General features: G+C 74.1%; 26 protein-coding genes. 22 read left to right on the top strand and 4 right to left on the bottom strand.

Annotated features, from left to right (window positions below):
* Nucleotides 1–19 precede the first annotated feature (19 nt).
* Entirely contained in the window at nucleotides 20–823 is an 804-nt protein-coding gene (locus GCL84_RS16830; RefSeq protein WP_156756514.1) for a class I SAM-dependent methyltransferase, read from the bottom strand.
* Between the two features lie 44 nt (nucleotides 824–867).
* Here GCL84_RS16830 and GCL84_RS16835 point away from each other — a divergent pair, with 44 nt between their 5' ends.
* Nucleotides 868–1488: an L-threonylcarbamoyladenylate synthase gene (locus GCL84_RS16835; protein WP_156756436.1), complete on the top strand. Its 621-nt coding sequence runs from the start codon at nucleotides 868–870 to the stop codon at nucleotides 1486–1488.
* A gap of 116 nt (nucleotides 1489–1604) precedes the next feature.
* Here the strand turns inward: GCL84_RS16835 and GCL84_RS16840 are convergent, their stop codons facing one another.
* On the bottom strand, nucleotides 1605–2990 hold the full coding sequence (locus GCL84_RS16840) for a cation:dicarboxylate symporter family transporter (protein ID WP_156756437.1): 1386 nt from the start codon (nucleotides 2988–2990) through the stop codon (nucleotides 1605–1607).
* 173 nt (nucleotides 2991–3163) lie between these two features.
* Between GCL84_RS16840 and GCL84_RS16845 the strand changes: the two genes are divergently transcribed.
* The 3 genes from GCL84_RS16845 (at nucleotide 3164) to GCL84_RS16855 (ending at nucleotide 5831) form a co-directional block, all read left to right on the top strand.
* Nucleotides 3164–4765: a sensor histidine kinase gene (locus GCL84_RS16845; RefSeq protein ID WP_197523310.1), complete on the top strand. Its 1602-nt coding sequence runs from the start codon at nucleotides 3164–3166 to the stop codon at nucleotides 4763–4765.
* Entirely contained in the window at nucleotides 4762–5436 is a 675-nt protein-coding gene (locus tag GCL84_RS16850) for a response regulator (RefSeq protein ID WP_156756438.1), read from the top strand. Before GCL84_RS16845 ends, GCL84_RS16850 begins: the two co-directional genes overlap by 4 nt.
* Nucleotides 5437–5510: 74 nt before the next feature.
* Nucleotides 5511–5831 carry a hypothetical protein gene (locus GCL84_RS16855; RefSeq protein ID WP_235926332.1) on the top strand — a complete coding sequence of 107 codons (321 nt, stop codon included), beginning with the start codon at nucleotides 5511–5513 and terminating at the stop codon, nucleotides 5829–5831.
* Here GCL84_RS16855 and GCL84_RS30985 read toward each other — a convergent pair.
* The gene (locus tag GCL84_RS30985; RefSeq protein WP_407924401.1) at nucleotides 5774–6415 is read right to left on the bottom strand and encodes a hypothetical protein; all 642 of its coding nucleotides are present in this window, start codon (nucleotides 6413–6415) and stop codon (nucleotides 5774–5776) included. The genes GCL84_RS16855 and GCL84_RS30985 overlap by 58 nt on opposite strands.
* 34 nt (nucleotides 6416–6449) lie before the next feature.
* Here GCL84_RS30985 and GCL84_RS30990 point away from each other — a divergent pair, with 34 nt between their 5' ends.
* Nucleotides 6450–6626, top strand: a complete 177-nt coding sequence (locus tag GCL84_RS30990) for a DUF6973 domain-containing protein (protein WP_407924402.1) — start codon at nucleotides 6450–6452, stop codon at nucleotides 6624–6626.
* Between the two features lies 1 nt (nucleotide 6627).
* Nucleotides 6628–7053 (top strand): hypothetical protein, encoded by a 426-nt coding sequence (locus GCL84_RS16865; RefSeq protein ID WP_235926334.1) that lies wholly within the window; start codon nucleotides 6628–6630, stop codon nucleotides 7051–7053.
* A 46-nt stretch (nucleotides 7054–7099) separates the two neighbouring features.
* Here the strand turns inward: GCL84_RS16865 and GCL84_RS16870 are convergent, their stop codons facing one another.
* Complete coding sequence (locus GCL84_RS16870; RefSeq protein ID WP_197523311.1) at nucleotides 7100–7462, bottom strand: DUF1844 domain-containing protein; 363 nt, start codon at nucleotides 7460–7462, stop codon at nucleotides 7100–7102.
* A gap of 342 nt (nucleotides 7463–7804) precedes the next feature.
* On the opposite strand from GCL84_RS16870, the gene infC reads away from it, so the two are divergent.
* From infC to pheT, 16 genes are all read left to right on the top strand, one after another.
* Nucleotides 7805–8398: a translation initiation factor IF-3 gene (infC, locus tag GCL84_RS16875; protein ID WP_156756440.1), complete on the top strand. Its 594-nt coding sequence runs from the start codon at nucleotides 7805–7807 to the stop codon at nucleotides 8396–8398.
* A 93-nt stretch (nucleotides 8399–8491) separates the two neighbouring features.
* Nucleotides 8492–8686 carry a 50S ribosomal protein L35 gene (gene rpmI / locus GCL84_RS16880; protein WP_156756441.1) on the top strand — a complete coding sequence of 65 codons (195 nt, stop codon included), beginning with the start codon at nucleotides 8492–8494 and terminating at the stop codon, nucleotides 8684–8686.
* A gap of 79 nt (nucleotides 8687–8765) precedes the next feature.
* The gene (gene rplT / locus GCL84_RS16885; RefSeq protein ID WP_035285123.1) at nucleotides 8766–9143 is read left to right on the top strand and encodes a 50S ribosomal protein L20; all 378 of its coding nucleotides are present in this window, start codon (nucleotides 8766–8768) and stop codon (nucleotides 9141–9143) included.
* Nucleotides 9140–9967 carry a TrmH family RNA methyltransferase gene (locus GCL84_RS16890; RefSeq protein WP_156756519.1) on the top strand — a complete coding sequence of 276 codons (828 nt, stop codon included), beginning with the start codon at nucleotides 9140–9142 and terminating at the stop codon, nucleotides 9965–9967. The genes rplT and GCL84_RS16890 overlap by 4 nt, the downstream gene beginning before the upstream one ends.
* Nucleotides 9968–10287: 320 nt before the next feature.
* Nucleotides 10288–11520 (top strand): ATP-grasp domain-containing protein, encoded by a 1233-nt coding sequence (locus tag GCL84_RS16895; protein ID WP_156756442.1) that lies wholly within the window; start codon nucleotides 10288–10290, stop codon nucleotides 11518–11520.
* Nucleotides 11517–12323 (top strand): hypothetical protein, encoded by an 807-nt coding sequence (locus GCL84_RS16900; RefSeq protein WP_156756443.1) that lies wholly within the window; start codon nucleotides 11517–11519, stop codon nucleotides 12321–12323. Before GCL84_RS16895 ends, GCL84_RS16900 begins: the two co-directional genes overlap by 4 nt.
* A complete protein-coding gene (locus tag GCL84_RS16905; protein WP_156756444.1) occupies nucleotides 12320–13372 on the top strand; it encodes a PLP-dependent cysteine synthase family protein in 1053 nt (350 codons plus the stop codon). The genes GCL84_RS16900 and GCL84_RS16905 overlap by 4 nt, the downstream gene beginning before the upstream one ends.
* A complete protein-coding gene (locus GCL84_RS16910; protein WP_235926338.1) occupies nucleotides 13369–14370 on the top strand; it encodes a dipeptide epimerase in 1002 nt (333 codons plus the stop codon). Before GCL84_RS16905 ends, GCL84_RS16910 begins: the two co-directional genes overlap by 4 nt.
* Nucleotides 14367–15554 carry an MFS transporter gene (locus GCL84_RS16915; protein WP_156756445.1) on the top strand — a complete coding sequence of 396 codons (1188 nt, stop codon included), beginning with the start codon at nucleotides 14367–14369 and terminating at the stop codon, nucleotides 15552–15554. The genes GCL84_RS16910 and GCL84_RS16915 overlap by 4 nt, the downstream gene beginning before the upstream one ends.
* Nucleotides 15551–16342 carry a class I SAM-dependent methyltransferase gene (locus tag GCL84_RS16920; protein WP_156756446.1) on the top strand — a complete coding sequence of 264 codons (792 nt, stop codon included), beginning with the start codon at nucleotides 15551–15553 and terminating at the stop codon, nucleotides 16340–16342. Before GCL84_RS16915 ends, GCL84_RS16920 begins: the two co-directional genes overlap by 4 nt.
* Nucleotides 16343–16374: 32 nt before the next feature.
* Entirely contained in the window at nucleotides 16375–17916 is a 1542-nt protein-coding gene (locus tag GCL84_RS16925) for an ABC transporter substrate-binding protein (protein ID WP_156756447.1), read from the top strand.
* The gene (locus GCL84_RS16930; RefSeq protein ID WP_235926339.1) at nucleotides 17913–18851 is read left to right on the top strand and encodes an ABC transporter permease; all 939 of its coding nucleotides are present in this window, start codon (nucleotides 17913–17915) and stop codon (nucleotides 18849–18851) included. Before GCL84_RS16925 ends, GCL84_RS16930 begins: the two co-directional genes overlap by 4 nt.
* The gene (locus tag GCL84_RS16935) at nucleotides 18848–20944 is read left to right on the top strand and encodes an ATP-binding cassette domain-containing protein (RefSeq protein WP_156756448.1); all 2097 of its coding nucleotides are present in this window, start codon (nucleotides 18848–18850) and stop codon (nucleotides 20942–20944) included. Before GCL84_RS16930 ends, GCL84_RS16935 begins: the two co-directional genes overlap by 4 nt.
* Entirely contained in the window at nucleotides 20910–21458 is a 549-nt protein-coding gene (locus GCL84_RS16940) for a GNAT family N-acetyltransferase (RefSeq protein ID WP_156756449.1), read from the top strand. The genes GCL84_RS16935 and GCL84_RS16940 overlap by 35 nt, the downstream gene beginning before the upstream one ends.
* Nucleotides 21459–21760: 302 nt before the next feature.
* Nucleotides 21761–22828 (top strand): phenylalanine--tRNA ligase subunit alpha, encoded by a 1068-nt coding sequence (gene pheS, locus GCL84_RS16945; protein ID WP_156756450.1) that lies wholly within the window; start codon nucleotides 21761–21763, stop codon nucleotides 22826–22828.
* Entirely contained in the window at nucleotides 22828–25338 is a 2511-nt protein-coding gene (gene pheT, locus GCL84_RS16950; protein ID WP_156756451.1) for a phenylalanine--tRNA ligase subunit beta, read from the top strand. The genes pheS and pheT overlap by 1 nt, the downstream gene beginning before the upstream one ends.
* Nucleotides 25339–25449 lie beyond the last annotated feature (111 nt).

Consider the following 25449-nt stretch of genomic DNA (forward strand, 5'->3'; position numbering starts at 1 on the left):
GCCGCCGCGGGTGGGCGGGTCAGAACTCGAAGCGGAAGGCACGCAACGCGTCGCGCACCGGGGGCACGTGCGAGAACACGGTGTAGACAGAGCGGACCAGCGGCGACGGCACTCGTTCGTGGTGGCCCAGAAGGGTTTCCGTGTCGAGGTGGCGCAGGCCCCAGCGCCGCACCTCGCGCACGTCCGAGAGCGCCCAGCGCATCCGGAACGCCCCGAGCAGCGGCGAGAGCATGGCCGTCGCGGGCACCACCCAGGGCGAGACGGCGTCGAACAGCACCTGGCCCGCGGGCGCCCGGGCCGTCAGCCTGGTCAACAGGCCCGCGACGTGGGGCGCGGTGAGGTACATCAGCAGGCCCTCGGCGATGACCAGCAGCGGCCGGCCCGTGGGCAGGTGGTCCACCCAGCGCGGGTCGGTCACCGACGACGCGATCATCCGGTAGCCCTCGGCGTCGCCGTAGAGCTGCCTGCGCAGGGCCATGACCTCGGGGAGGTCCACGTCGAACCAGGACACCGTCGGCGGTGGCGCGAGGCGCAGCCAGCGGCTGTCGAGGCCGCAGCCCAGGTGCGCCACCACCGCGTCGGGGTGGGCGGCCAGGAACCGCGCCGCCCACGTGTCCAGCCGCTTGGCGCGCAGCACCACCAGGTGGCGGTCGCCCTCGGTCACGCGCATGCGCCACGAGCCGAAGTCGTAGTCGACGCGCCGCTCCGCCTCGGCGGCGAAGCGGTCGCCCAGCACCGGCTCGGCCTGCCTGCTGTCCATGGCGCGCATGTGCAGCGTGACGAGCATCGTCCACTTGACGTCGGTGAACGCCACCTTGGTCATGGTCACGCCAGCCAGTATCCCCCGGGGGGACTAGCCTGCCGGGCATGGCGAGGTACTTCGACGTCCACCCGGAAAACCCGCAGAAGCGGGCCATCACGCAGGTGGTCGACCTGCTGCGCGGCGGCGGGCTGATCGCCTACCCCACCGACTCCTGCTACGCGCTCGGCTGCGCCCTCGGCAACAAGGAGGGCCTGGAGCGGATCAAGCGCATCCGCAAGCTCGACGACAACCACCACTTCACCCTGATGTGCCGCGACTTCGCCCAGTTGGGGCAGTTCGTGCACGTGGGCAACGCGGTGTTCCGCGCGGTGAAGGCGTCGACCCCGGGCGGCTACACCTTCATCCTCCCCGCGACGAAGGAGGTGCCCCGGCGGATGATGCACGCCAAGAAGAAGACCGTCGGAGCGCGCATCCCCGACCACGTGGTGGCGCAGGCGGTCCTCGCCGAGTTGGGCGAGCCGATGCTCAGCTCGACCCTGCTGATCCCGGGCCAGGACGAGCCGATGGTGCAGGGGTGGGAGATCAAGGAGGAGCTCGACCACGTCGTGGACGCGGTGATCGACTCGGGGGAGTGCGGGACGGTGCCGACCACCGTCGTCGACTTCTCCGGCGACGTCGCCGAGATCGTGCGCGTGGGCGCGGGGGACGTGAGCCGCTTCGAGTGACCCCCGAACAGGGGTGCGCGCACGCCCGTTCGGCCTGGTCCGGCCCTGGACCGCCCGGCTCCGGGGGCATCGGAGACCGGGCGGTCCAGGGTGTCAACGACCGCGTGCCACTGCGGCTACGCGCCGGCGGAGGCCTTCTCGTACTTGTCCGACTCGCGCGGCCCGGGGAGGTCCTCCTCGGCCGCGCCGTGGTGGTCGTCGCTGAGCGTGGCCTCGTCGAACGGGCGGTCGCCCGCGAACACGCGCCGCGCCTGCTCCCGGTCGAACTCGCCGGTCCAGGTGCCCAGCAGGACGGTGGCCACCGCGTTGCCCGCGAAGTTGGTCAGCGCGCGGGCCTCGGACATGAACCGGTCGATGCCGACGATCAGGCCGACGCCGTCGACCAGGTCCGGCCGGTGCGACTGCAGGCCGCCCGCCAGCGTCGCCAGGCCCGCGCCGGTCACCCCGGCCGCGCCCTTCGAGGCGATGATCATGAACAGCATCAGCGAGATCTGCTCGCCGACCCCCAGCGGGGCGCCGGTCGCGTTGGCCACGAACAGCGTCGCCATCGTCAGGTAGATCGCGGTGCCGTCGAGGTTGAACGAGTACCCGGTCGGCACCGTGATGCCCACGACCGGCTTGCTCACGCCCAGGTGCTCCATCTTCGCGATGAGCCGGGGCAGCGCCACCTCCGACGACGAGGTCGACACGATCAGCAGGAACTCCCGGCCCAGGTAGGCCAGCAGCGAGAACAGGTTGATCCGCGCCACCAGCCACAGCAGGCCGCCGAGCACGATGGCCACGAACAGCGCGCAGGTGATGTAGAAGCCCAGCATGATGATCGCCAGTGACTTCAGCGCCACCCACCCGGTCTCGCCGACCACCGCGGCGATCGCGCCGAACGCGCCGACCGGGGCCAGCCACATGATCATCTGCAGGATCTTGAAGACGAGCTTCTGGATGTGCCCGATGCCGCGCAGGACCGGCGCGCCCGCCTTGCCCATCATCTGCAGCGCGAAGCCGACCAGCAGCGCCACCAGCAGGGTCTGCAGCACCGACCCCTCGGTGAACGCGGACACCAGCGACGTCGGGATGATCCCGAGCAGGAACTCGGTGGTGCTGTCGGCCTCCTTGACCTGGCTCTCGCCCGCCGCGCGCACCGCGTCGGTCAGTTGCAGGCCCTCGCCCGGGTGCAGCAGGTTGCCGACCACCAGGCCGATCGCCAGCGCCACCGTCGACATGGCCAGGAAGTAGGCCATCGCCAGGCCACCGACCTTGCCCACGGCCTTTGCCTTGGCGACCGAGCCGACGCCGAGCACGATCGTGCAGAAGATGATCGGGCTGATCATCATCTTGATCAGGTTGACGAACGCCGTCCCCACCGGTTTGAGGCCCTTGCCGACCTCGGGGAGCACGATGCCGACCGCGACGCCCAGGGCGACGGCGACGATGACGGCGATGTAGAGGAAGTGGGTGCGGTCCCGCTTCTGCTTCGGTGCTGTCGCTGACGAGGTGGTCGACACGGTGCCTCCTGGTGGAGGGCCGCTGCGTCGCGGCCCGGGGGAACGCGCTGAGCGTGGCCCACCTTGTGGTTCAGGTCACGGTTGTGTTCATTGCGTTCACCGAGCGCGGCGATCGGACGCCCGCCGGGGGCCGAACGGGTGTAGGGGATGCTGTCCGGGAACGGAGGTGGCGGGTGAGCGGGCGCAAGCAGTGGAGCCTGGCCCGGCAGTTGCTGGTGTTGCAGGCCGTGATCGTCGGCGTGCTCGTCGCGGGCGGCGCGGCGCTGGCCTGGCTCGACACCTCGGCCAGGGCGCACGACTCGGCCGCGGTCAGCGCGACCGCCGTGGCCAGGGCCGTGGCCGACTCGCCGTCGGTGGTCGCCGCCGTCTCCGGACCCGACCCGACCACCGGGCTGCGCGCCTACGCCCAGCAGGTGCAGACCGACACCGGCATCGACTTCGTGACGATCATGGACACCACCGGCGTCCGCTACACCCACCCCAACCCCGACGAGGTGGGCAAGCGGTTCCTCGGCAACACCGCCGCCGCCCTGCGGGGCCACGCGCTCACCGAGACCTACACCGGCACCCTCGGCCCGTCCGTGCGCGCCGTCGTGCCCGTGTTCGACACCGACCGGCAGGTCGTGGCGCTGGTCAGCGCCGGGGTCACCCTGGAGGCCATCGACCGGCAGGTGGCAGGCCGCTTCCTCGGCCTGCTCGCGGTCGCGGGGCTGGCCCTGCTGGTCGGCGGCCTGGGCGCCTACCTGGTCAGCAGGCGGCTGCGCAGGCAGACCGGCGGACTGGCCCCGGAGGAGCTGGCCAGGCGCATCGGCTACCACGAGGCGATCCTGCACTCGGTGCGCGAGGGCCTGGTCCTGGTCGACCGGGAAGGCCGGGCGACCCTGTGCAACGACGGCGTGCGCGAGCTGCTCGACCTGCCCGACGACGCCGAGGGCCGCCCGCTCGCGGAGCTGGGCCTGCCCGGCGACCTGGTCGCCCGCCTGGGCGGCGGCGAGGAGATGCGCGACGAGCTGCACCTGACCGACACGCGCGTGCTCGTGGTCAACTCCTCGACCGTCCGCGTCGACGGGCGGCCGCTGGGCAGCGTGGTCACCATCCGCGACCGCACCGACCTGCAGGCGCTCAGCGGCGAGCTGAACTCCGTGCGCGGCTTCGCCGAATCCCTGCGCTCGCAGGCGCACGAGGCCGCGAACCGGCTGCACACCGTGGTCTCGCTGGTCGAGCTCGGCCGTGCCCAGGAGGCGGTGGAGTTCGCGACGGCGGAGCTGGAGATCGCCCAGCGGCTCACCGACCAGGTCGTCGCCGCGGTGTCCGAACCGGTGCTGGCCGCCCTGCTGCTGGGCAAGGCGGCCGAGGCCAGCGAGCGCGGCGTGGAGCTGGTCATCGCCGCGGACCCCGGTGTGGCCTCGGTCGTCGCCGAGGACGGCCCGCTGCCGCCCCGGGAGCTGGTCACCATCCTCGGCAACCTCGTCGACAACGCGCTGGACGCCGCCCTGGACAACGCGGAGGCCGCCAAGCCCACGGTCCGGGTCGGCGTGCGGGTGGCCGACGGGGAGCTGGTGCTGCGGGTCGCCGACTCCGGCCGCGGCCTCGACCCCGGGGCGGTGGCCGACGCCTTCCGCCGCGGTTGGTCCACGAAGGACCAGGCGGGCGGCCGCGGGCTCGGCCTGGCGCTCGTCGGCCAGGCGACCCGCCGGACCGGGGGCCGCATCGACGTGGGCCGGGACGCGGGCGCGGTCTTCACCGTCCGCCTGCCGGTGGGGGTGCGCCGGTGATCCGCGTGCTCGTCGTCGAGGACAACCCCGTCGCCGCCGACGCCCACCGCCTCTACGTGGACCGCGTCCCCGGCTTCACCGTCGTGGCCGTGACCCACTCCGGCCGCGACGCCCTGCGCCTGCTCGACACCACCCCGGTCGACCTCGTCCTGCTCGACCTGTACCTCCCCGACACCCACGGCCTCGACGTCGTCCGGGCCATGCGCGCCACCGGCCACACCGCCGACGTCATCACCGTGACCTCGGCCCGGGACCTGGCGGTGGTCCGCGCGGCGGTCTCGGTGGGCGTGGTCCAGTACCTGCTCAAGCCGTTCACCTTCGCGACCCTGCGCGACAAGCTCGACGGGTACCGCCGGTTCCGCGCCCGCGACGGGGAGGCCGCGGGGCAGGCCGAGGTCGACGAGGTGTTCGGGGCGTTGCGCGGGTCCGACGTGCTGACCCTGCCCAAGGGGATGAGCCAGGAGACGTTGCAGGCCATCGTCTCGGCGCTGCGGGCCGCGGGGGAGGGGCTGTCCGCGGCGGCGGCGGGGGAGCAGGTGGGGACATCGCGGGTGACCGCACGGCGGTACCTGGAGTACTTGGCCGACAACGACCTCGCGGCGCGCAAGCCGCAGTACGGCGGCGTCGGACGTCCCGAGGTCTGGTACCGGCTGAGCGACCGGAGGGGCTGAGGTGCGGCACCTGCGGGGATCGAGCCCGCGGTCGTCGAACCCGACTACAGTGGGCATCTGTTCCGGTACGCTGGGTGAGCGTTTCACTGGGGGGTGAGATGACCGGTTTCGACGTGGGCCCCGATGTGCTGCGTGCCGCGGCCACCGCCGCGCGGCAAGCCGCGGAGGTCGTGCGGGGGCTGGAGTTGGATCGAGTGGCGGACTTGGCCGCCGCGTTGCCGGGGGCGGCGTCCGGCGAGACGGCCCGCGGGCTCGGGCCGCGGTGGGCGGACGCGAGCGTGCGGTGGGCCGATGGCGTGGACTCGTACGCGACCGCGCTGAGCACCTCGGCCGAGGCCTACCAGGCGCAGGAGGATGCCGCGACGGACGGCTTCGGGCGGACGGGGGGTCGCTGATGGCCACGTGGGACGAGGTCAAGCAGTGGCGGGCCGACGCCGTGGGACAGGTCGGCGACCACCTGGTGGCGCAGCGCAACCTCGTTGTCGGCCTGCAGGACGAGCTCGACGGCGGCAAGCCCGCGGGGTGGGCGGGGCAAGCGGCGGAGGCCGCCGACAACGACTTGCGCGCCCGGCGCCAGAGCTTGGAGGAGCTCGCCGCACGGCTGTCCGCGGCGGTGAAGGTCATCGACGACACCGAGCAGTCCGTCCGGGAGCCGGCGCTCAGGGTCGAGGCGACCGAGGACCAGGCCGTCAGGAACGGCCTGCGGATCGTCAACGGCGAGGTGGTGGAGGCCGAGGAGGGCGCGGGCCTCCTCGACGTCGTGGCCCTGCGGATCGAGGTGCAGGCCGTCCTGGCGCAGGCGACCGCGGTCGACAGCGAGCTGGACTCGGCGCTCCAGGGCATCCGCTCCGGCGAGATCGACGACGCGGGGGCCACCACGCTGGCCGAGCAGGCCGGGTTCGCCAAGGAGGAGGTCACCGAGGCCGAGGCGGCGATGCTCGACGATCTGCAGGCGCGCGAGGGGGCTCCTGGGCCTCAAGGAGTTCGCCGACCTCCGGCAGGTCGCGCTGCACGTGGCGGAGGGCAAGTTCGAGGGCAAGGGCCTGACCGACGGGCACGCGGACGCCTTCCGGCACGCCCACTGGAACGCGCTGATGGCGCAGCGGTACGGCGAGGAGTGGGCGGGGGAGTTCGCCACCGCCCACGAGCGCGACCCCGGCAGGCCCTCAGCGAAGCCGGACCAGTACTGACATGCGCGTGAGCGCGATCCTGCTGGCGTCGCTGGCGGGATGCGGCGACGACACCCCGGGAGCGGCCGTGGAATTCGACGAGGGCCTGCAGCGGGCTGTCACCGAGCTGGCCCGTTCTGGCGGCTCACGACCGCTGAAGGAGCTGGCCCCGGGCGACTGGACCTCCGTGCACGTCCTCCTCGGGCCCGCCTCCGGCGCGCGCGTCGAGCGGGAACTGGGACAGCCCGTCGAGGTCGACGGCGACGGCACGCACAGCGGGGACTACGTCCAGGACGGCAACCTCCTGGTCTTCCGGCGCGACGACGAGATCGTGCGGATGGTCAGCCTGGGTCAGCTCGCCGCGCTCGGCGAAGGGAGCTACGACGCGGACGTGGTCCTGACGGCGCGAGACGGCGCCATCGAGATGACCGAACCCGCGGGTCGCTGAGTCCGGACACCTGTCCCGGCGCCGCGTCGAGGCAGGGGGACCTCGCTCAGTAGACCGGGCCGGTGTACTTCTCGCCGGGGCCCTGTCCGGGGGCGTCGGGGAAGGCCGACGACTCGCGGAAGGCCTTCTGCAGGGACTGCAGGCCGTCGCGGATGGGCGCGGCGTGCGGGCCGAGGTACTCCACGGACGCGGTCACGAGCCCGGCCAGCGCGGTGATGAGGCGGCGGGCCTCGTCGAGGTCGCGGTGGGGGCTGGTGTCGGGGTCCTCGTCGGCCAGGCCGAGGCGTTCGGCGGCGGCGGACATCAGCATCAGGGCCGATCGGGAGATGACCTCCACGCTGGGGATCTCCGCGAGGTCGCGGGTGCTGAACAGGGACTCGCCCTCGGGGCCTTCGGATGCTTCGCTCACGGTCTGCTACCCTTGCAGGTGCGACCAGTCCCCGTTAACGCGGGGCGGTAAAGTGGAGCCCCCGCTCCCACCCGAGTCACCGCACAGGCGGCCGGGTCCGGTTGCCGCCTCCCCCGCCTCGGCGGGGACGGTGGCTGCCCGACAGCACGTTCCCCCCGCTCACGCGGGGATCGAGGGATACCCCGCGCGAGCGGGGCTGTAGGGCTGATCGGTTGGAGCGGGCCCGCGCCAGGAATGGCGCCGGGCCCGTTGTTGTTTCTACAGGGGACCTCACTGCCGCGCAGGCGCTGCCCGCCCGGGTCGCGCCGCAGGAAAACCAGGTAGTACGACCGAGGAGGCCCCATCAGCACGGAGACACGCATCAACGACCGCATCCGGGTGCCGGAGGTCCGACTCGTCGGGCCGAACGGCGAGCAGGTCGGCATCGTCCGCATCGAGGACGCGCTGCGCCTGGCCCTGGAGGCGGATCTTGATCTCGTCGAGGTCGCCCCCCAGGCCCGCCCGCCCGTCTGCAAGCTCATGGACTTCGGGAAGTTCAAGTACGAGAGCGCGCAGAAGGCCCGCGAGTCCCGGCGCAACCAGGTGCTCACCGTCATCAAGGAGCAGAAGCTCCGGCCGAAGATCGACTCCCACGACTACGAGACCAAGAAGCGCAACGTCGTTCGCTTCCTCGAGCACGGGAACAAGGTCAAGGTCACCATCATGTTCCGCGGGCGCGAGCAGTCCCGGCCCGAGTTGGGCTTCCGGCTGCTGCAGCGGCTCGCGGAGGATGTGGTCGACCTGGGCTTCGTGGAGTCGTCCGCGAAGCAGGACGGCCGAAACATGATCATGGTGCTGGCGCCGCACAAGAACCTGAAGCCCAAGCAGTCGCAGAAGGCGACCTCGGACTCCGACGAGCCCAGCCAGGACGGCCCGGCGGAGACCCCCGCCGAGTGATCCGGGACCGGGCCTCCCGGTCGCACCACATGACGCCTGCCGCCCCGGCAGCGAGAACGACCGGGGCGGCACGACGATGAGGATCTGAACACCATGCCGAAGATGAAGACCCACTCCGGGACCGCCAAGCGCGTCCGGATCACCGGGAAGGGCAAGCTGCGCCGCCAGCAGGCCGGCCTGCGCCACAAGCTGGAGAAGAAGCCCTCCACGCTGACGCGTCGCCTCTCCGGCACCGAAGAGGTCGCCAAGCCCGACGTGAAGCGCCTCAACCGGCTCCTCGCCCGCTAGTTCGCTAGCCCTTCCCTTGACCACCCCCGGCCGGAGTTAGTTCCACCCCACCGGCCATCTGATCGACAGGACGTACCCCGTGGCACGCGTCAAGCGGGCTGTGAACGCCCAGAAGAAGCGCCGCACAACCCTCGAGCTCGCCAGCGGTTACCGCGGCCAGCGCTCGCGGTTGTACCGCAAGGCGAAGGAGCAGGTGCTCCACTCGCTGAACTACGCCTACCGGGACCGTCGCGCCCGCAAGGGTGACTTCCGCAAGCTGTGGATCCAGCGGATCAACGCCGCCGCTCGCCAGAACGGCATGAGCTACAACCGCTTCATCGAGGGCCTGCGGGTCGGCGGTGTCGAGGTCGACCGCAAGATCCTCGCCGAGCTCGCCGTCAGCGACCCGACCGCGTTCACCGCGCTGGTCGAGCTGGCCCGCGCCAACGCCGGGACCCAGGGCAAGGCGGCTTCCTGAGCACGCGCACCCAGCGACCCGGGGCTGATCCGTTCACCGAGCGGACGCCCCGGGTCGCCGCCGCCAGGGCCCTGACCCGCCGCGCGGGCCGGGACAAGGCGGGCCGCTTCCTCGTCGAGGGCGCCCAAGCCGTCCGGGAGGCCCTGGCCCATGGTCGCGTGCACGAGCTGTTCGTCACCGAGACCGGCTCCGCCCGCAACGCCGAGCTGCTCGACTCCGCCGCCGACCTCGGCGTCGTGATCTCCCCGGTCACCGACAAGGCCGCCGCCGGCCTGTCCGAGACCGTCACCCCGCAGGGCGTCGTCGCCGTGTGCGACCTCCTCGACCGCCCACTGGCCGACGCGCTCCCCGCGGGATCGCGGCTCGTCGCCGTCCTGGTGGGCGTCTCCGACCCGGGCAACGCGGGCACGGTCACCCGGGTCGCCGACGCGGCGGGCGCCCAGGCGGTCCTCTTCGCGGGCGACACCGTCGACCCGCACAACGGCAAGTGCGTCCGGGCCTCCACCGGCAGTGTCTTCCACCTGCCGCTGGCCCGCTCCCGCGACACCGAGGGCGTCTTCGCCGCCTGCCGGGCCGCGGGCCTGCGGCTCGTCGCCGCCGACGGCCACGCCAGCACCGACCTGGACCAGGCCGTCGACGCGGGCGCGCTGAGCGCCCCCACCGCCTGGGTCTTCGGCAGCGAGGCCCACGGCCTCCCCGCCGACCTGCTGTCCGACGTTGACCAGGCCGTCAAGGTCCCCCTGCACGGCAAGGCCGAGAGCCTCAACCTCGCCACCGCCGCGGCGGTCTGCCTCTACGCCTCGGCCCGCGAGCAGCGCCGCTGAGTCCGGCGCCCCGCGAGGTGCCCGTGTAGGCGTGTGACCTGCCTCGGGTCGCGGTGGAGACCCGACCAACCGACGCCGTGGCTGTCTCCCACGCGGGCGTCGGGACGATGTCGACCAGAGGGCCACCAGGCGACCAGGCGCTTTGCGCGGCCTGTCCAGCCGGACACCGTGTCGACCTCCAGGGCGCTCGTCCGCCGGGCCCCGTCGAGTTGGACCGCCCGGGTGGTCGTGATCACCCATTGGCGGCACCTGCCTTGCCGGGGAAAAACGACAACGGTTATCGTTCCGCCCCATCCGACTGGGCTGAGCGAAGGAGTGTCGTGGGGCATCTGCTGGTGGTCGAGAGCTGGGTCGGGGCGATGAGCGCGCTGCTGCCCCGGGCGATCCGCGAGACGGGATCGCGGTTCACCTTCGTGACCAGGGACCTCAACCACTACCTGCGGTCGGCGCCCAGCCACCCGCACCCGCTGCTGGCCGCCGACAACGTCCTCACCGCCGAGACCAACGACCTCGACACCCTGCTGCCGTTCCTGGCGCGGGCGCACGAGCTGCTCGGCTTCGACGGGGTCACCACCTCCTGCGACTACTACCTCGAGACCGCCGCGCGCGCCGCCCACCACCTCGGGCTGCCCGGCCCCGCCCCCGACGCGGTCGAGCGGGCCTACCGCAAGGACCTGACCCGGCAGGCGCTGCCGGACCTGGGACCGGACTTCGCCCTGGTCAGCACCGTCGAGGAGGCGGTGGACAAGGCGCAGCGGCTGGGGTACCCGGTGGTGGTCAAGCCGGTCGACCTGTGCGCGGGGATGTTCGTGCGCACGGCGGGGGACGCGGGGGAGCTGGCTGAGGCGTTCCGGGCGATCGAGGGGTTCCCGGTCAACGCGCGCGGGCAGCAGCGCAGCCCGCTGGTGCTGCTGGAGGAGTTCCTGGCCGGTCCGGAGTTCAGCGTCGAGACCGTGACCGCCGACGGCGCCACCCACGTCGTCGGGGTCACCGACAAGTCCGTCGCCGGGTCGCCGTGGTTCGTCGAGAGCGGGCACATGTTCCCCGCCGACCTGCCCGAGGAGACCCGGGCGGTCATCGTCGGGACCGCGGTGGCCGCCATCGAGCGGCTCGGCCTGGACCGCTGCGTGGCGCACACCGAGGTCAAGCTGACCGAGGCCGGGCCCCGGCTGGTGGAGGTCAACCCGCGTCCCGGCGGCAACCAGATCACCGAGCTGGTGCGCCGCACGACCGGCGTCGACCTGCCCATGGTGCACGCCCGCCTCGCGCTCGGCGAGACCCCGGACCTGACCGCGGTGGCGACCGGCGCGGGCAGCGCGGCCATCTCGTTCCTGCTGCCCGAGCGGCCCGGCCGGGTCGCCGGGATCGGCGGCACCGACGCGCTGGACGGGCCCGAGGTCGTCGACTGGGCGGTCAAGCCCGCCGGGCACACCGCGGGGGCCGCGACCAGCAACAACAACTACCTGGGGCACGTGATGGTCGTCGACCGGGGCGCCAGGGCCAGGGCCAGGGCCGAAGAGCTGGTCAACGGGCTGTCGGTGAGCTACGCGTGAGCCTGGAACCGCTCATCCGGCGCGCGCTCGCTGGGGAGCTGGGGGCCGCCCCTGATGAGGCGGTGGTCAGCGTCGGCTTCACGACCAGGCAGGGGGTGCGGCACACCGGCCGCGGCGGCGGGTACCGCAACGAGGTGGTCAGCCTGCGCGTCGGCCGGGCCGTCGGGTCGTGCGCGGTGGAGCCGGGCACCGTCGCCGACGCCGACGTGCACGACTGCGTCGGCCGCACGGTGGCCGAGCTGCTGGGCCACCCGCTGCGCGCGGTGCGGGTCGCCGCCCTCGACGCCTACCTGATGGACCTGCGCCCGCACGCCGAGCACGCCGAGCCGGTCGTGGTGCCCGCGGGCGACTCGCTGGCGAAGTCGCTGGCGCGGGCGGGGGCCGTGGTCGACCTGCTCGACCCGGCCCCGGGGCAGCGGGTGCTGGTGGTCGGGGTGGTCAACTCGCTGCTGCACCACCTGCGCGCCCGCGGCGTCGGCTACCTGCCGTGCGACCGCAAGGGCGGCAGCACCGAGTGGGACGAGCCGGTCGCCACCGACGCGCGCGAGCACATCGGCGACTGCGACGCCATCCTGGCCTCCGGCATGGTCCTCGGCGACGACGGCGTGGACCTGCTGCTGGGGCACGCGCGGGAGACCGGTGTGCCGCTGGTCTTCTTCGCCCAGACCGGAAGCGCCGTGCTGCCGTGGTTCATCGGCGACGGCGCGCGGGCGGTGTCGGCCGAGCCCTACCCGTTCTTCTGGCTCGACGGCGGCCCCAGCACCCTGCACCGGTACCGCCAGTCGCCCGAGGTGGTCCGGTGACCGGGAACCCGGCTCTGCTCGACCTGGTCGGCCGCACCCCGCTGGCCCGGGTCACGACCCCGCTCCCGTTGCCGCACCCCGGTTTCTGGGCGAAGGTCGAGTGCCTCGGCGCGGGCGGGATGAAGGCCCGCGCGGCGGTGTCGATGCTGCGCGCGGCCAAGGCCAAGGGCGCGCTGCGGCCCGGCTCGACGGTGGTGGAGTCCACCAGCGGCACCCTGGGCCTGGGGCTGGCCTTCGCGGGCCAGGCGCTGGGCCACCCCGTCGTGCTCGTGGTCGACGAGGAGTTGGAGCCGTCGATGCGGGCGCTGCTGCGCGCCCACGGCGCCCGGCTCGAGATCGTGGCCGAGCCGCACGCCGTCGGCGGCTGGCAGCAGGCGCGCAGGCAGCGGGTGCGCGAGGTGCTCGACACCGTGCCCGGCGCGTACTGGCCCGACCAGTACAACAACCCCGACAACCCGGCCGGGTACGCCGGGCTCGCCGCCGAGCTGCTCGCCCGGCTGGACCGCATCGACGTGCTGGTGTGCAGCGTCGGCACCGGCGGGCACAGCGCCGGGGTGGTCCGGGCGCTGCGCGAGCGCGACCCCGGGGTGCGGCTGATCGGCGTCGACACCGTCGGCTCGACGATCTTCGGCCAGCCCGCGCGGCCCAGGGTGATGCGCGGCCTGGGCAGCAGCATCCACCCGCGCAACGTCGCCTACGAGCAGTTCGACGAGGTGCACTGGGTCGGCCCGGTGGAGGTCGTCGACGCCTGCCGCAGGCTGGCGCGCGGCACGTTCGTCACCGGCGGCTGGAGCACGGGCGCGGTGGCGCTGGTCGCAGCGTGGGCGGCCAGGGTCACCCCGGGGGCCGAGGTGGCCACGATCTTCCCGGACGGCCCGCACCGCTACCTGGACACCATCTTCGACGACGCGTTCTGCCGGTCGAGGGGCCTGCTGGGCACCCCGACCGGGTGGCCGGTCGAGGTGGCCGACCCGGCGGCGGTGGCGGTCTCGGAGTGGTCGCGCTGCCGCGTGGTGGCCGACCCGGCGCGGCAGGCGGTGCCGGTGTGAGGCTCGTGTGGACGGTCCGGGACCTGGCGCTGCGGGAGCCGCTGCGCATCTCGCGGTCGGTGATGGCGGCCAGGCAGGCGGTCGAGCTGACGCTGGAGCACTCCGGTCGGCTCGGCCATGGCGAGGTCGTGACCAGCGTGTTCTTCGGCCTCGACGTCGCGGGCATCGACGCGGAGCTGCGGGCCTGGCGGCCGGTGGTGGAGGCGGCGGCCCGACCGGAGGACCTGCTCGACCGGCTGCCCGGCCCCGCCGGGGTGCGGGCGGGCGCCGACGCCGCGGTGCACGACCTGCTCGGCAAGCTCGCGGGCAAGCCCGTGCACGAGCTTCTCGGCGTCCCGTCGGCGGACACGCCCACGGCGTTCACCATCGGCATGGTGGACCCGCGCTCGGCGGCCGAGCGGGTGCGGGAGCTGGTGGGCCGGGGCTTCAGCGTCTTCAAGGTCAAGATGGGCGACGCCGACGACCTCGCCCGGATCACCGCCGTGCGCCGCGCGGCGCCGGGGGCGCGGCTGCTGGTCGACCCCAACGGCGCGTGGACCCCCGAGGGGACCGTCCGGTTCCTGGAAGCGGCGGCCCCGGCGCGGGTGGAGGCCGTCGAGCAGCCGATCGCGCCGGGCACACCGGACCGGCTGGCCTGGATCAGCGCGCGCGTCGAGGCGCCGCTGATCGCCGACGAGGACGCCAACACCCTCGCCGACGTGCGCGGGCTGGCCGGGGCGGTCGCGGGGGTCAACATCAAGCTGGCCAAGTGCGGTGGTGTCCGCGCGGCGCTGGAGATCGCCGAGGCGGCGCGGGCGGCGGGCATGGAGGTCATGCTGGGCTGCCTGGTCGCCAGCTCGCTGGGCATCGCGCCCGCCGCGCACCTGGCCGGGCTGGCCAGGTGGGTCGACCTGGACGGGCACCTGCTGCTGGCCGCCGACCCGTGGTCGGGGATCGGTGGCGGGGACGGGGTGCTGCGGCTGGCGGCGCGGCCGGGGCTCGGCGTGGTGCGGCGGTGAGGCGCTTCCCCTGGGCGGTGCGCCTGCTGCTGGTCAACCAGTTCGGCGTCAACGTCGGCTTCTACCTGCTCATCCCGTACCTGGCGACCTACCTGACCGCCGACCTGGGCCTGACCGTGGCCACCGTCGGCGTGGTGCTCGGCGCGCGGACCCTGAGCCAGCAGGGCCTGTTCCTGCTCGGCGGCACCGCGGCCGACCGGCTCGGCGCGCGCGGGGTGATCATCGCCGGGTGCGGCCTGCGGACGGTCGGGTTCGCGCTGTTCGCGGTGGGCGAGTCGGTGGCCGTGCTGCTGCTGGCCGCCGTGCTCAGCGGGGTCGCGGGCGCGCTGTTCAACCCGGCGGTGCGGGCGTGGATCGCCGTCGAGGTGGGGCCGGACGAGCGGGCGCCCGCGTTCGCGCTGTTCAACGTCTTCGCCCAGGCCGGGGCGCTCACCGGGCCGGTGCTGGGCAGCGCGCTGCTGCTGATCGACTTCCGGGTCAGCGCGCTGGTGGCCGCCGGGATCTTCGCCGTGCTGACGGTGGCCCAGGCGGTCGTGCTGCCCGCGCGGGAGGTGCCGCCGCCGCGCAAGACGGTGTGGGGCGATGTGCGGGAGTGCCTGTCCGACCGGGGGTTCCTGGCGTTCACGCTGGTGATGACGGCGATGTTCGCGCTGCAGAACCAGCTCTACCTGGTGCTGCCGATGGAGGCGATCCGGCTCACCGGCACGCCCGCGGCGGTGGCCGGGCTGTTCGTCGTCTCGACCGTGGTGACGCTGCTGGCGCAGGTGCGGATCACCCGGGCGCTGCAGGGCTGGCCGCGCTGGCGGTCGATCGCGCTCGGGCTCACGCTGATGGGGCTGGCGTTCGCCCCGCCCGCCCTCGCCCGGCTGTGGCCCCCGCCCGAGGCGGTGCTGCCGGGGGCGGTCCCGGTCGTGGCGTCGGCGGTCCTGCTGGCCGTCGGGGTGGCGGTGACGCAGCCGTTCGTGCTCGAACTGGTGTCCTCGTTCGGCCACGAGCGGCTCACCGGAACCCGCTTCGGGGTGTTCTACCTGGGCTCGGGCGTCGTCGCGGCGATCAGCACGGTGGTCGTCGGGTGGGCGGGCCCGGCGGGGTCGCTGGTGTGCGTGGCGTTGGGCCTCGCGGGTGCACTTGGCGTGCTGCTCTTGCGGTCGCGGGGTGTGCTGGACCGAGAGTTGGTGTCATGAGCAACTTCCTGACCGACAACCCGGCGATCTACGAGCGGCAGTTCCCCGACCCCGGGCACGTCGCGGCCCGGTGGGTGGACGCGGTCGTCACCGCGCACGGCGGCGGCAGGTCGGTGCTCGACCTGGGCTGCGGCACCGGGCGCGACCTGGGGCACCTGGCGACGCTGGGGTACGAGGCCACCGGGATGGACTCCTCGACCGCCATGCTCGCCCACGCCAGGGCGACCTACCCCGGCGAGTACGTCGAGGGCGACCTGCGCGCGTTCGACCTCGGCCGCGCCTTCGACGTGATCACCTGCCTGGACAGCGCGCTGCTCTACTGCCACACCAACGACGACCTCGCGGCGTGCCTGCGCTCCTGCCGGGCCCACCTGCGCCCCGGCGGCCTGCTCGTCGCCGAGATGCGCAACGGCGCGTTCTTCCTCGCGGGCACCCCCGGCAACGCCGAGCTGCTCGACGGCGTCCGCACCAGGACCGTCACCGCCGACGGCGTCGACCACACCTCGCACACCCGCCTGCGCCTCGACCACGCCGCCCAGTTGCTGCGCCGCACCCGCACCTGGGAGACCCCCGGTGCCCAGCCGCTGGTGCAGGAGTCCGCGTGGCGGCTGCTGTTCCCGCAGGAGCTGCGCGCGTTCTGCGACTTCGCGGGCTTCGACGTCCTGGCCCTGTTCGACAGCCCCGGCCCGCGCAGCGACGACCCGTTCCGCCCCGGCGACGACCCGACCGCCGTCTCCACCGCGCTCACCGGAGACCGCCTGCACCTCGTGGCCCGCGCCCGCTCCTGACTCCCCGGTCCCCCACCCGAAGGATTCCCCACATGTCCCTCCCCAGCACGTTCACCAGACGCGGCATGCTCGGTCTCACCGCGGGCCTGTCCCTGGCCGCCCTCGCCGGGTGCGGCGCACGGGAAGGCTCGACGGCCACCGCGGGCGACCCGCGCCCCGGCGGCAGGCTGCGCGCCGCGTTCGCGGGCGGCGGCGCCAAGGAGACCCTGGACCCGCACCTGGCCAACCTGTTCGTCGAGGCGGCCCGGTCCAAGGCGCTCTACGACAAGCTCGCCGACCTCGGCGACGACGCCGCCCCGGTGCCGCGCCTGGCCGAGCGCTGGGAGGCCTCGCCCGACCTGCGCACCTGGCGGGTCACCCTGCGCCAGGCGGTCTTCCACGACGGCAAGCCGGTGCGCCCGGCCGACGTGCTGGCCAGCTACGCCCGCATCCTCGACCCCAAGGGCTCTTTCCGCGCCAAGGCCAGCCTGGCGCTGATCGACCTGCCCAACAGCCGCGCCGTGGACGACCGCACGGTCGAGTTCGCGCTCACCCGGCCGTTCGCGGAGTTCCCCAACGCGCTGGCCGCGTTCTCCGCCTACATCATCCCGGAGTCCACAACGGACTTCTCGAGGCCGGTCGGTTCCGGGCCGTTCACGTTCGCCTCCTTCACCCCGGGCCGCTCGACCCTGCTCGCCCGCAACGGCGACTACTGGGAGGGCGCGCCCCACCTCGACGAGCTGGAGTTCGTCCTCGCGGGCGAGGAGTCCGCCCGCGTGTCCGCCCTGCTCGGCGGGCAGATCGAGTACGCGCACGACCTGTCCCCGGTGAGCGCCCGCGGCCACGAGGGCCGCATGTCGGTCGTGCGCGCGCCCAACTCGGGCATGCAGGCGTTCGCGATGAAGGTCGACCGCGCCCCGTTCGACAACCGCGACCTGCGCGAGGCCATGTTCCTGCTGACCGACCGGCAGCAGCTCGTCGACGCCGCGCTCGCGGGCGCGGGCCAGATCGGCAACGACCTGTACGGCAAGGGTTTCCAGTACTACGCCGAGGACATTCCGCAGCGCACCCGCGACCTGGACCGCGCGCGCTTCCTCATCCGCAAGGCCGGGGCCGAGGGCCTGTCGGTCGCGCTGCGCACCAGCACGGCCGCGACCGGCTTCGTCGAGGCCGCCACCGTGTTCGCCGAGCAGGCGCGCGAGGTCGGCCTCGACATCAAGGTGGCCACCGGGGACAAGGACACCTACTGGGCCGACACCCTGGACAACGGCTCCCTGTCGAGCTTCCGGTCCGGCGCCATGCCCATCGAGTCGCACATCTCCGGGCGGCTGCTCACCGGCTCCACCACCAACACCACCAAGTGGAAGCGCCCCGAGTTCGACGCCGCCTACAACCAGACGGTGTCCACCGCGGACCCCGCCGAGCGCACCCGCCGCTACGGCGACCTGCAGCGCGCCCTGCACGCCGAGGGCGGCTACCTGTTCTGGGGCCAGGCCGACTGGATCGTCGGGACCGCCCAGCGGGTCGGCGGCGTGCGGCCCGCCCCGGCCAACACCCTGGACTGGGCCCGCTTCGACCGGGTCTGGCTGGGGTGAGGGGCTACCTCGCCCGGCGGTGCCTGCTCGGGATCGGGCAGGTGCTGGCCCTGGCCGTGCTGGTGTTCCTGCTCGTGGAGGCCCTGCCCGGCGACGCCGCGGTCACCATCGCGGGCGACGACCCCGACCCGGGGCGGATCGAGCGCCTCCGGGTCGAGATGGGCCTGGACCGACCGCTGGGCGAGCGCTTCGCCGACTGGCTCGGGTCGCTGCTGACCGGCGACCTGGGCGCGTCGGCGATCTCCGGGCGGCCGGTCACCGACGTGATCGGCGCGGGGCTCGGCGTCACCGTCCTGCTGGCTGGCGTGACGCTGACCCTGCTGGTCCCGCTGTCCCTCGGCGTCGGCGTGCTGGCGGCCCGGCGGCCGGGGTCGCGGCTGGACCGGGTGCTCACGACGGTGTTCGTCGGGCTGCACGCGGTGCCGGAGTTCGCCCTGGCGGTGCCGCTGGTGCTGGTCTTCGGGCTCGGGCTGATGTGGCTGCCGCCGACGGCCGTGGGGGCCGACCCGCTGCTGGACCCGCTGGTGCTGGTGCTGCCGGTGGTCGTGCTGCTGGCCCGGCCGGTGTGCTCGGTGGCTCGCCTGGTGCGCGCGGAGATGGTGCGCGCGCAGGACTCGGAGTACGTGCGCCACGCGGTGCGGCTCGGGTTGTCGCCGCGGCGGGTGCGGTGGGGGCACGCGTTGCCGAACGCGGTCGCGCCCGCGGCGACGCAGTTGGCCCGGACGGTGGACTGGCTGCTGGGCGGGGTCGTGGTGGTGGAGGCGGTGTTCGTGCTGCCGGGTCTGGGCACGGCGCTGGTCGACTCGGTCGCGGCCCGGGACCTGCCGGTGGTGCAGGGGTTGACGCTGGTGTTCGGGGCGACGACGGTCGCGGTGAACCTCGCCGCGGACGTGGTCGCGTTCCGGCTGGCGCCTCGGGCGGGGGTGGCGGTGTGAGGGGCTTGCGGTGGGTGCTGCTGGGGGTGCCGGTCCTGCTGGCGCTGCTCGGGCCGCTGTTCGTCGACGACGGGCCGCGGGGTGTGGCGTTCGGCGAGGTCGGGGTGCTGGGGGAGGACTTCGTCGGGCGGGACGTGCTCGCCCAGGTGGTGCTGGGCGGGCAGTCGGTGGTGCTGATCGCCCTGGGGGCGACTGTCGTCGCCTACGGGGTCGGGGTGCCGTGGGGGCTGGGTGCGGCGCTGGCGCGTCGGCGGTGGGTGGACGAGGTCGTGATGCGGCCGTTGGACCTGCTGCTGGCGGTGCCGTCGCTGTTGGTGCTGCTGGTCGTCGCCGGGCTCGGCGGGGGTGGCGTCGGAGTGCTGGTCGTGGTGGTGGCCGTGGTGATGGCGCCGGAGGTGGTGCGGGTGGTGCGGGCCGCGGCGTTGCCCGCCGCCACCGGGCACGTGGTGGAGGCGATGCGCCAGCAGGGCGAGGGGTGGTGGCGCACGGCGGGCTACGTGGGCCGCACGGCGCTGGCGACGCTCGCCGCCGACGTCGGGGTGCGGCTGACGTCGTCGGTCTACCTGGTCGCGTCGGCGGCCTTCCTCGGCGTGGGCCTGGCCCCGGACGCCTCGGACTGGGCGGTCATGGTCGACCGCAACCAGGTGGGGCTGTCGATCTCGCCGTGGGGCGTGGTCGTCCCGGCGCTGCTGCTGGTGGCGTTGTCGGTCGGGATCAACCTCGTGCTCGACGGCCGGGTGGTCCAGCCGCGCCCGGTCCTGGACGTGCCCGCGGCCGGGACCACCCGCGTGGCGGGCCTCACGGTGACGGTGGCCGGGCGGCGCCTGGTCGACGACGTGTCGTTCGAGGTCTCGCCCGGCCGCGTGCTGGCCCTGGTCGGCGAGTCCGGCAGCGGGAAGACCACCACGGCGCTGGCGCTGCTGGGCGAGGCGCCCGGCGAGGTCGACGGGGAGGTCCGGGTGGGCGGGCGGGTGGCGTTCGTCCCCCAGCACCCCTCGACCGCGCTCAACCCCGTGCGCCGGATCGGGCCCGTGCTCGACGAGATCGCCCGGGTCCACGGCACCGACCCCGCCGCGGCCATGGCCGCGGTCGGCCTGCCCGCCGACCGCGCGTTCCGGCGCAGGCTGCCGCACCAGCTCTCCGGCGGCCAGCAGCAGCGCCTCGTGCTGGCCCACGCCCTGCTCACCGACCCGGCCCTGGTCGTCGCCGACGAGCCGACCACCGGCCAGGACCCGCACCACCGGGGCGAGATCGCCGACCGGCTGCGCGAGCTGGCCGGCCGCGGCTCCGCCGTGCTGCTGCTCTCGCACGACCTCGACCTGGTCCGCGACCTCGCCGACGCCGTGCTCGTCCTCGACGGCGGCCGCGTCGTCGGCTCCACCCTGCCCGCCCCGCAACCGCGGCCCGCCCCGCGCGCGGCGCCGACCGGCGAGCCGGTGCTGCGCGTCGACGGGCTCTCCGTGGCCCACCGGCGCGCCCCGGTCCTCGACGGCGTCACCCTCGACCTGCGCCACGACGAGTGCGTGGCCATCACCGGCCGCTCCGGCCAGGGCAAGACCACCCTCGCCCGCGCCCTCGCCGGTCTGCACCGCCCCGTCGCCGGGGAGATCACCGCGCACGGGCGGGTGCACTACGTCTTCCAGGACGCCCGGCAGTCCTTCGACGACCGCAGGCCCGTCCTCGACCAGGTGGCCCGCACCGCGGTGCGCCTGCGCGGGCTGTCCACACCGCGGGCGCGCGCCGAGGCGGTGTCGCTTCTGGGGGCCCTCGGCGTCGCGGAGTCCACGGCGGACCGCAGGCCGGGGTCGCTGTCCGGTGGCGAGCTCAAGCGCGCCGCCCTCGTCCGCGCCCTGCTCGCCGACCCCGCCGTGCTGGTCTGCGACGAGGTCACCGCCGGGCTCGACGCCGCCAGCAAGCGCCTGGTCCTCGACCTGCTCGGCGCCCGCCCCGCCGCCCTCGTCCTGGTCACCCACGACCCGGACGCGGTCGCCCACCTCGCCGACCGCACCCTGGACGCCAGGGACGGCGGCCTCCACGACCGCGACCACGCTCAACCAGATGAAGGACAAGCACATGCACAACCCGGCCTATGACCTGCGCGCCGCCCGCCCCGAGGACCTCGACGGCGCCCGGTCGGTCATCCTCGACACGCTCTACCGCGACCTGGGCTACGGCTACACCCCCGCCTGGCACACTGACGTCATCGACCTCGACGGCGCGTACCTGCGCACCCCGCGCCACGCCCTGTTCGTCGCGGCCCTCGGCGACGAGGTCGTCGCCACCACCGCCATCCGCGCCAAGGCCCCCACCAGCCCCCCGCACCCCCAGTGGCTCGCCGACCGCTACCCGGAGAACGGCACCGCCCAGCTCTTCCGCGTCTACGTCCGCCCGGAGCACCGCCGCCACGGCCTCGCCCGCGGCCTGGTCGCCCTCGCCACCGAGTTCGTCGCCAACACCCCCGGCTACGAGGTCCTCTGCCTGCACACCGACACGCGCGTGCCCAGCGCCGAAGCCTTCTGGCGCTCGCTGGCCAAAGAGATCCACGACGGCCGCGACGGCGACCCCGAGCACTTCCAGACCGTCCACTTCGAGATCCCCTTCGGCTGAGCGGTGCCGCGCCGCCCCGGGGAAGTCCCGCCCGGGGAGCCGCCCTCGGGACAGCGCCGTTCGAGCATGTGCCGAGGGCCACAGGACGGCAGTGGCGCCCAGGGGCGTGGCGACGCGGCCGATCCACTGCTCGGGCGGGGGTTTTCCCGTTGTCGACCTGGGGTCCCGCCGCCCGGTGGGGGCAAGGGTGCCTTAACTCGGTTCAGGGCCCGTGGGGCGATCACATAGGATCGTTCAAGCCCACCCGGGTCCCGGGCGGGCTGCCAGGCCGTTTGAGGACCCCGGGGAGCTGTCCACCAACCATGTCCGGAGCCAACGACCCGTACGACCCGAAGGAGGTCGCGGCGCTGTCGCCGCAGACCCTCCGCGCCGCCGTCGGCGACGCCCGCGCGGCCTTCGCCGCCGCGGGCGACCTCGACGCGCTCGCCGCCGCGAAACCGGGCCACCTCGGTGACAAGTCGCCGCTGCTGGTGGCCCGCCGCGAGATCGGCGCGCTGCCGCCCAAGGCGCGCTCCGAGGCGGGCAAGCGGGTGAACGAGGCGCAGGTCGAGATCAAGGCCGCCTTCGACGAGCGGCTCACCGCGCTGCAGGACGAGCGCGACGAGCGGGTGCTGCGCGAGGAGCGGGTCGACGTGACCCTGCCCTGGGACCGCGCCCCGCGTGGCGCCCGCCACCCGCTCACGACGCTGTCCGAGCGCATCGGCGACGTGTTCGTCGGCATGGGCTACGAGATCGCCGAGGGCCCCGAGGTCGAGGCGGAGTGGTTCAACTTCGACGCGCTCAACTTCGGCAAGGACCACCCGGCGCGCACGATGCAGGACACGTTCTACGTCGCGCCCGAGGACTCCGGGCTGGTGCTGCGCACGCACACCTCCCCGGTCCAGGCGCGCGCCCTGCTCAGCCGCGACCTGCCGGTCTACGTCGTGTGCCCGGGGCGCACCTTCCGCACCGACGAGCTCGACGCCACCCACACCCCGGTCTTCTCCCAGGTCGAGGGCCTGGCCGTGGACAAGGGCCTGACCATGGCGCACCTCAAGGGCACCCTGGAGGCGTTCGCCAAGGCCATGTTCGGCGACAAGGCCACCGTCCGCCTGCGCCCGTCCTACTTCCCCTTCACCGAGCCCTCGGCCGAGCTGGACGTGTGGTTCCCGGAGAAGAAGGGCGGCCCCGGCTGGGTCGAGTGGGGCGGCTGCGGCATGGTCAACCCCAACGTCCTGCGCGCCTGCGGCGTCGACACCGACGTCTACTCCGGATTCGCCTTCGGCATGGGCATCGAGCGCACCCTGCAGTTCCGCAACGGCATCCCCGACATGCGCGACATGGTCGAGGGCGACGTCCGGTTCACCCTTCCCTTCGGCACGGAGGCGTAGTGCGAGTCCCCGTAAGCTGGCTCACCCAGCAGCTCGAGCTCACCGAGGAGCACCGCGACCTCGACGCCGAGCGGATCGCCGAGGCGTTCGTCCGCGTCGGCCTCGAGGTCGAGCAGGTCAGCACCCTCGGCCCGGTCACCGGTCCGCTGGTGGTCGGCCGCGTGGTGTCGATCGAGGAGCTCACCGAGTTCAAGAAGCCCATCCGGTTCTGCGTCGTCGAGATCGGCGAGACCGAGGACGGCGAGCCGGACACGACCGAGGTCGTCTGCGGCGCGCGCAACTTCGTCGAGGGCGACCTCGTCGTGGTGGCGCTGCCCGGCGCCGTGCTGCCCGGCGACTTCGCCATCGCCGAGCGCAAGACCTACGGCAGGGTCTCCAAGGGCATGATCTGCTCCGCCGCCGAGCTCGGCCTCGGCGACGACCACAGCGGCATCATGGTGCTGCCCAGCGGCGAGAACGAGCAGATCGCCCCCGGCGACGACGGGATCGACCTGCTCGGCCTCGACGACGCCATCATCGAGCTGGCGCTGACCCCCGACCGGGGCTACTGCTTCTCGCTGCGCGGCCTGGCCCGCGAGCTGGCGTGCGCGCTCCAGGTCCGGCTGATCGACCCGGCGGCCATCGAGGTGCCCGCCGCCGAGGGGGCCTCGGTCGAGGTGGCCGTGGCCGACGAGACCGCCTGCCCGCGGTTCGTCACCCGCCGGGTGACCGGGGTCGACCCGACCGCGCCCACCCCGTGGTGGATCCGCCGCAGGCTGCTGCTGGCGGGCATCCGCTCGATCTCGCTGGCCGTCGACGTCACCAACTACGTGATGCTCGAACTCGGCCAGCCCATGCACGCCTTCGACGCCGCCAAGCTGCGCGGCGGGCTGGCCGTGCGCCGGGCCGAGGCGGGGGAGAAGCTGACCACGCTCGACGGCGTCACCCGGGCGCTGGACTCCGACGACATCGTCATCGCCGACGAGACCGGGCCGGTGTCGCTGGCCGGGGTCATGGGCGGCGCGAGCACCGAGGTCGTCCCGGAGAGCAGCGACATCCTGCTCGAGGCCGCGATCTGGGACCCGCCGTCGATCGCCCGCGCGGTCCGCCGCCACAAGCTGCCGTCCGAGGCGGCCAAGCGGTTCGAGCGGGTCGTCGACCCGGCGCTGCCGCCCGCCGCGCTGGAGCGCGCCGCCCGGCTGCTGCGCGACTACGGCGACGGCACGATCCACCCCGGCCGCACCGACGTCGGCCACCCCGCGCTGCCCGCGCCGGTGGTCATCGCGATGGACCTGCCCGACCGGGTCGCGGGCGTGCGCTACGACCGCGGCGTCACCGCCTTCCGCCTGCAGCAGATCGGCTGCCAGGTCGAGGTGGGCGCCGCCGACGACGGCACGCCGATCGTCACCGCGTACCCGCCGAGCTGGCGCGCCGACCTCAACCAGCCCGCCGACCTGGTGGAGGAGGTGCTGCGCCTGCAGGGCTACGACACCATCCCGTCGGTGCTGCCCGCCGCGCCCGCGGGCCGCGGCCTGACCGCCGCCCAGCGCCGCCGCCGCGCGGTGTCGCGCTCGCTCGCCGAGCACGGCTTCGTCGAGGTGCAGCCGTTCCCGTTCGTCGCCCCGGCGACCTGGGACGCGTTCGGCCTCGCCGCCGACGACGCGCGCCGCCGCACGGTCAAGCTGGTCAACCCGCTCGAGTCCGACCGCGACGAGCTGGCCACGACGCTGCTGCCCGGCCTGCTGGACACCGTGTCGCGCAACCTGTCCCGGGGCGCGCGCGAGGTGTCGCTGTTCCACATCGGACAGGTCGTGCTGCCGCGCGCCCAGCAGGCCCCGATGCCGGAGCTGGGCGTCGACCGCCGCCCGACCGAGGCTGAGCTGGCGTCGCTGGCCGCCGCCCTGCCCAACCAGCCCGTGCGCGTCGCCGTCGTGCTCACCGGACCGCGCGAGCGCGCGGGCTGGTGGGGCAAGGCCGAGCAGTCCGGCTGGGCCGACGCCGTGCACGCCGCCCGCCTGGTCGCCACGGCCGCGGGGGTCGAGCTGACCGCCACCCAGGCCGAGCTGGCCCCCTGGCACCCCGGCCGCTGCGCCCAGTTGCGCGTCGGCGACTTCCCGGTCGGCCACGCGGGCGAGCTGCACCCGAAGGTCCTCGAGGCCCTGGGCCTGCCCAAGCGCACCTGCGCCATGGAGCTCGACCTGGACCTGTTCCCGCTGGTCGACCGCCGCCCGGTCCCGGTCGTGTCCCCGTACCCGCCGGTCCTGCTGGACGTGGCGCTCGTGGTCGACGAGTCGGTCCCCGAGGCGGAGATCTCCCGCACCCTGCGTGCCGGTGGCGGCGAGCTGCTGGAGGACCTGAGCCTGTTCGACGTGTTCACCGGCTCGCAGGTGGGGGAGGGCAAGCGCTCCCTGGCCTACTCCCTGCGCTTCCGCGCCCCCGACCGCACCCTCAAGGTCGAGGAGGCCACCGCCGCCCGCGACGCGGCGGTGGCGGCCGCCGCCCAGCGGCACGGGGCGGCGCTGCGGGCCTGACCTGCTGATTCCACAGTCCCCGGGTCGCGGTGTCCCTGCCGTGACCCGGGGACTGTCGTGTGTGCGGCGCAACGCGGTGACCGCCCGCGCGGGCGCGGGTAGTTTCAGCCC

This window comes from Actinokineospora pegani, from assembly GCF_009745975.1.
Classification (GTDB): Bacteria; Actinomycetota; Actinomycetes; order Mycobacteriales; family Pseudonocardiaceae; genus Actinokineospora; species Actinokineospora pegani.

Excerpts from the sequence above, each read along its gene's own strand:
- GCL84_RS16835 (WP_156756436.1), top strand. The coding sequence starts at position 868 with ATGGCGAGGTACTTCGACGTCCACCCGGAAAACCCGCAGAAGCGGGCC.
- GCL84_RS16925 (WP_156756447.1), top strand. The coding sequence starts at position 16,375 with ATGTCCCTCCCCAGCACGTTCACCAGACGCGGCATGCTCGGTCTCACC.
- GCL84_RS16920 (WP_156756446.1), top strand. The coding sequence starts at position 15,551 with ATGAGCAACTTCCTGACCGACAACCCGGCGATCTACGAGCGGCAGTTC.
- GCL84_RS16830 (WP_156756514.1), bottom strand. The coding sequence starts at position 823 with ATGACCAAGGTGGCGTTCACCGACGTCAAGTGGACGATGCTCGTCACG.
- GCL84_RS16940 (WP_156756449.1), top strand. The coding sequence starts at position 20,910 with ATGAAGGACAAGCACATGCACAACCCGGCCTATGACCTGCGCGCCGCC.
- rpmI (WP_156756441.1), top strand. The coding sequence starts at position 8,492 with ATGCCGAAGATGAAGACCCACTCCGGGACCGCCAAGCGCGTCCGGATC.
- pheS (WP_156756450.1), top strand. The coding sequence starts at position 21,761 with ATGTCCGGAGCCAACGACCCGTACGACCCGAAGGAGGTCGCGGCGCTG.
- GCL84_RS16865 (WP_235926334.1), top strand. The coding sequence starts at position 6,628 with ATGCGCGTGAGCGCGATCCTGCTGGCGTCGCTGGCGGGATGCGGCGAC.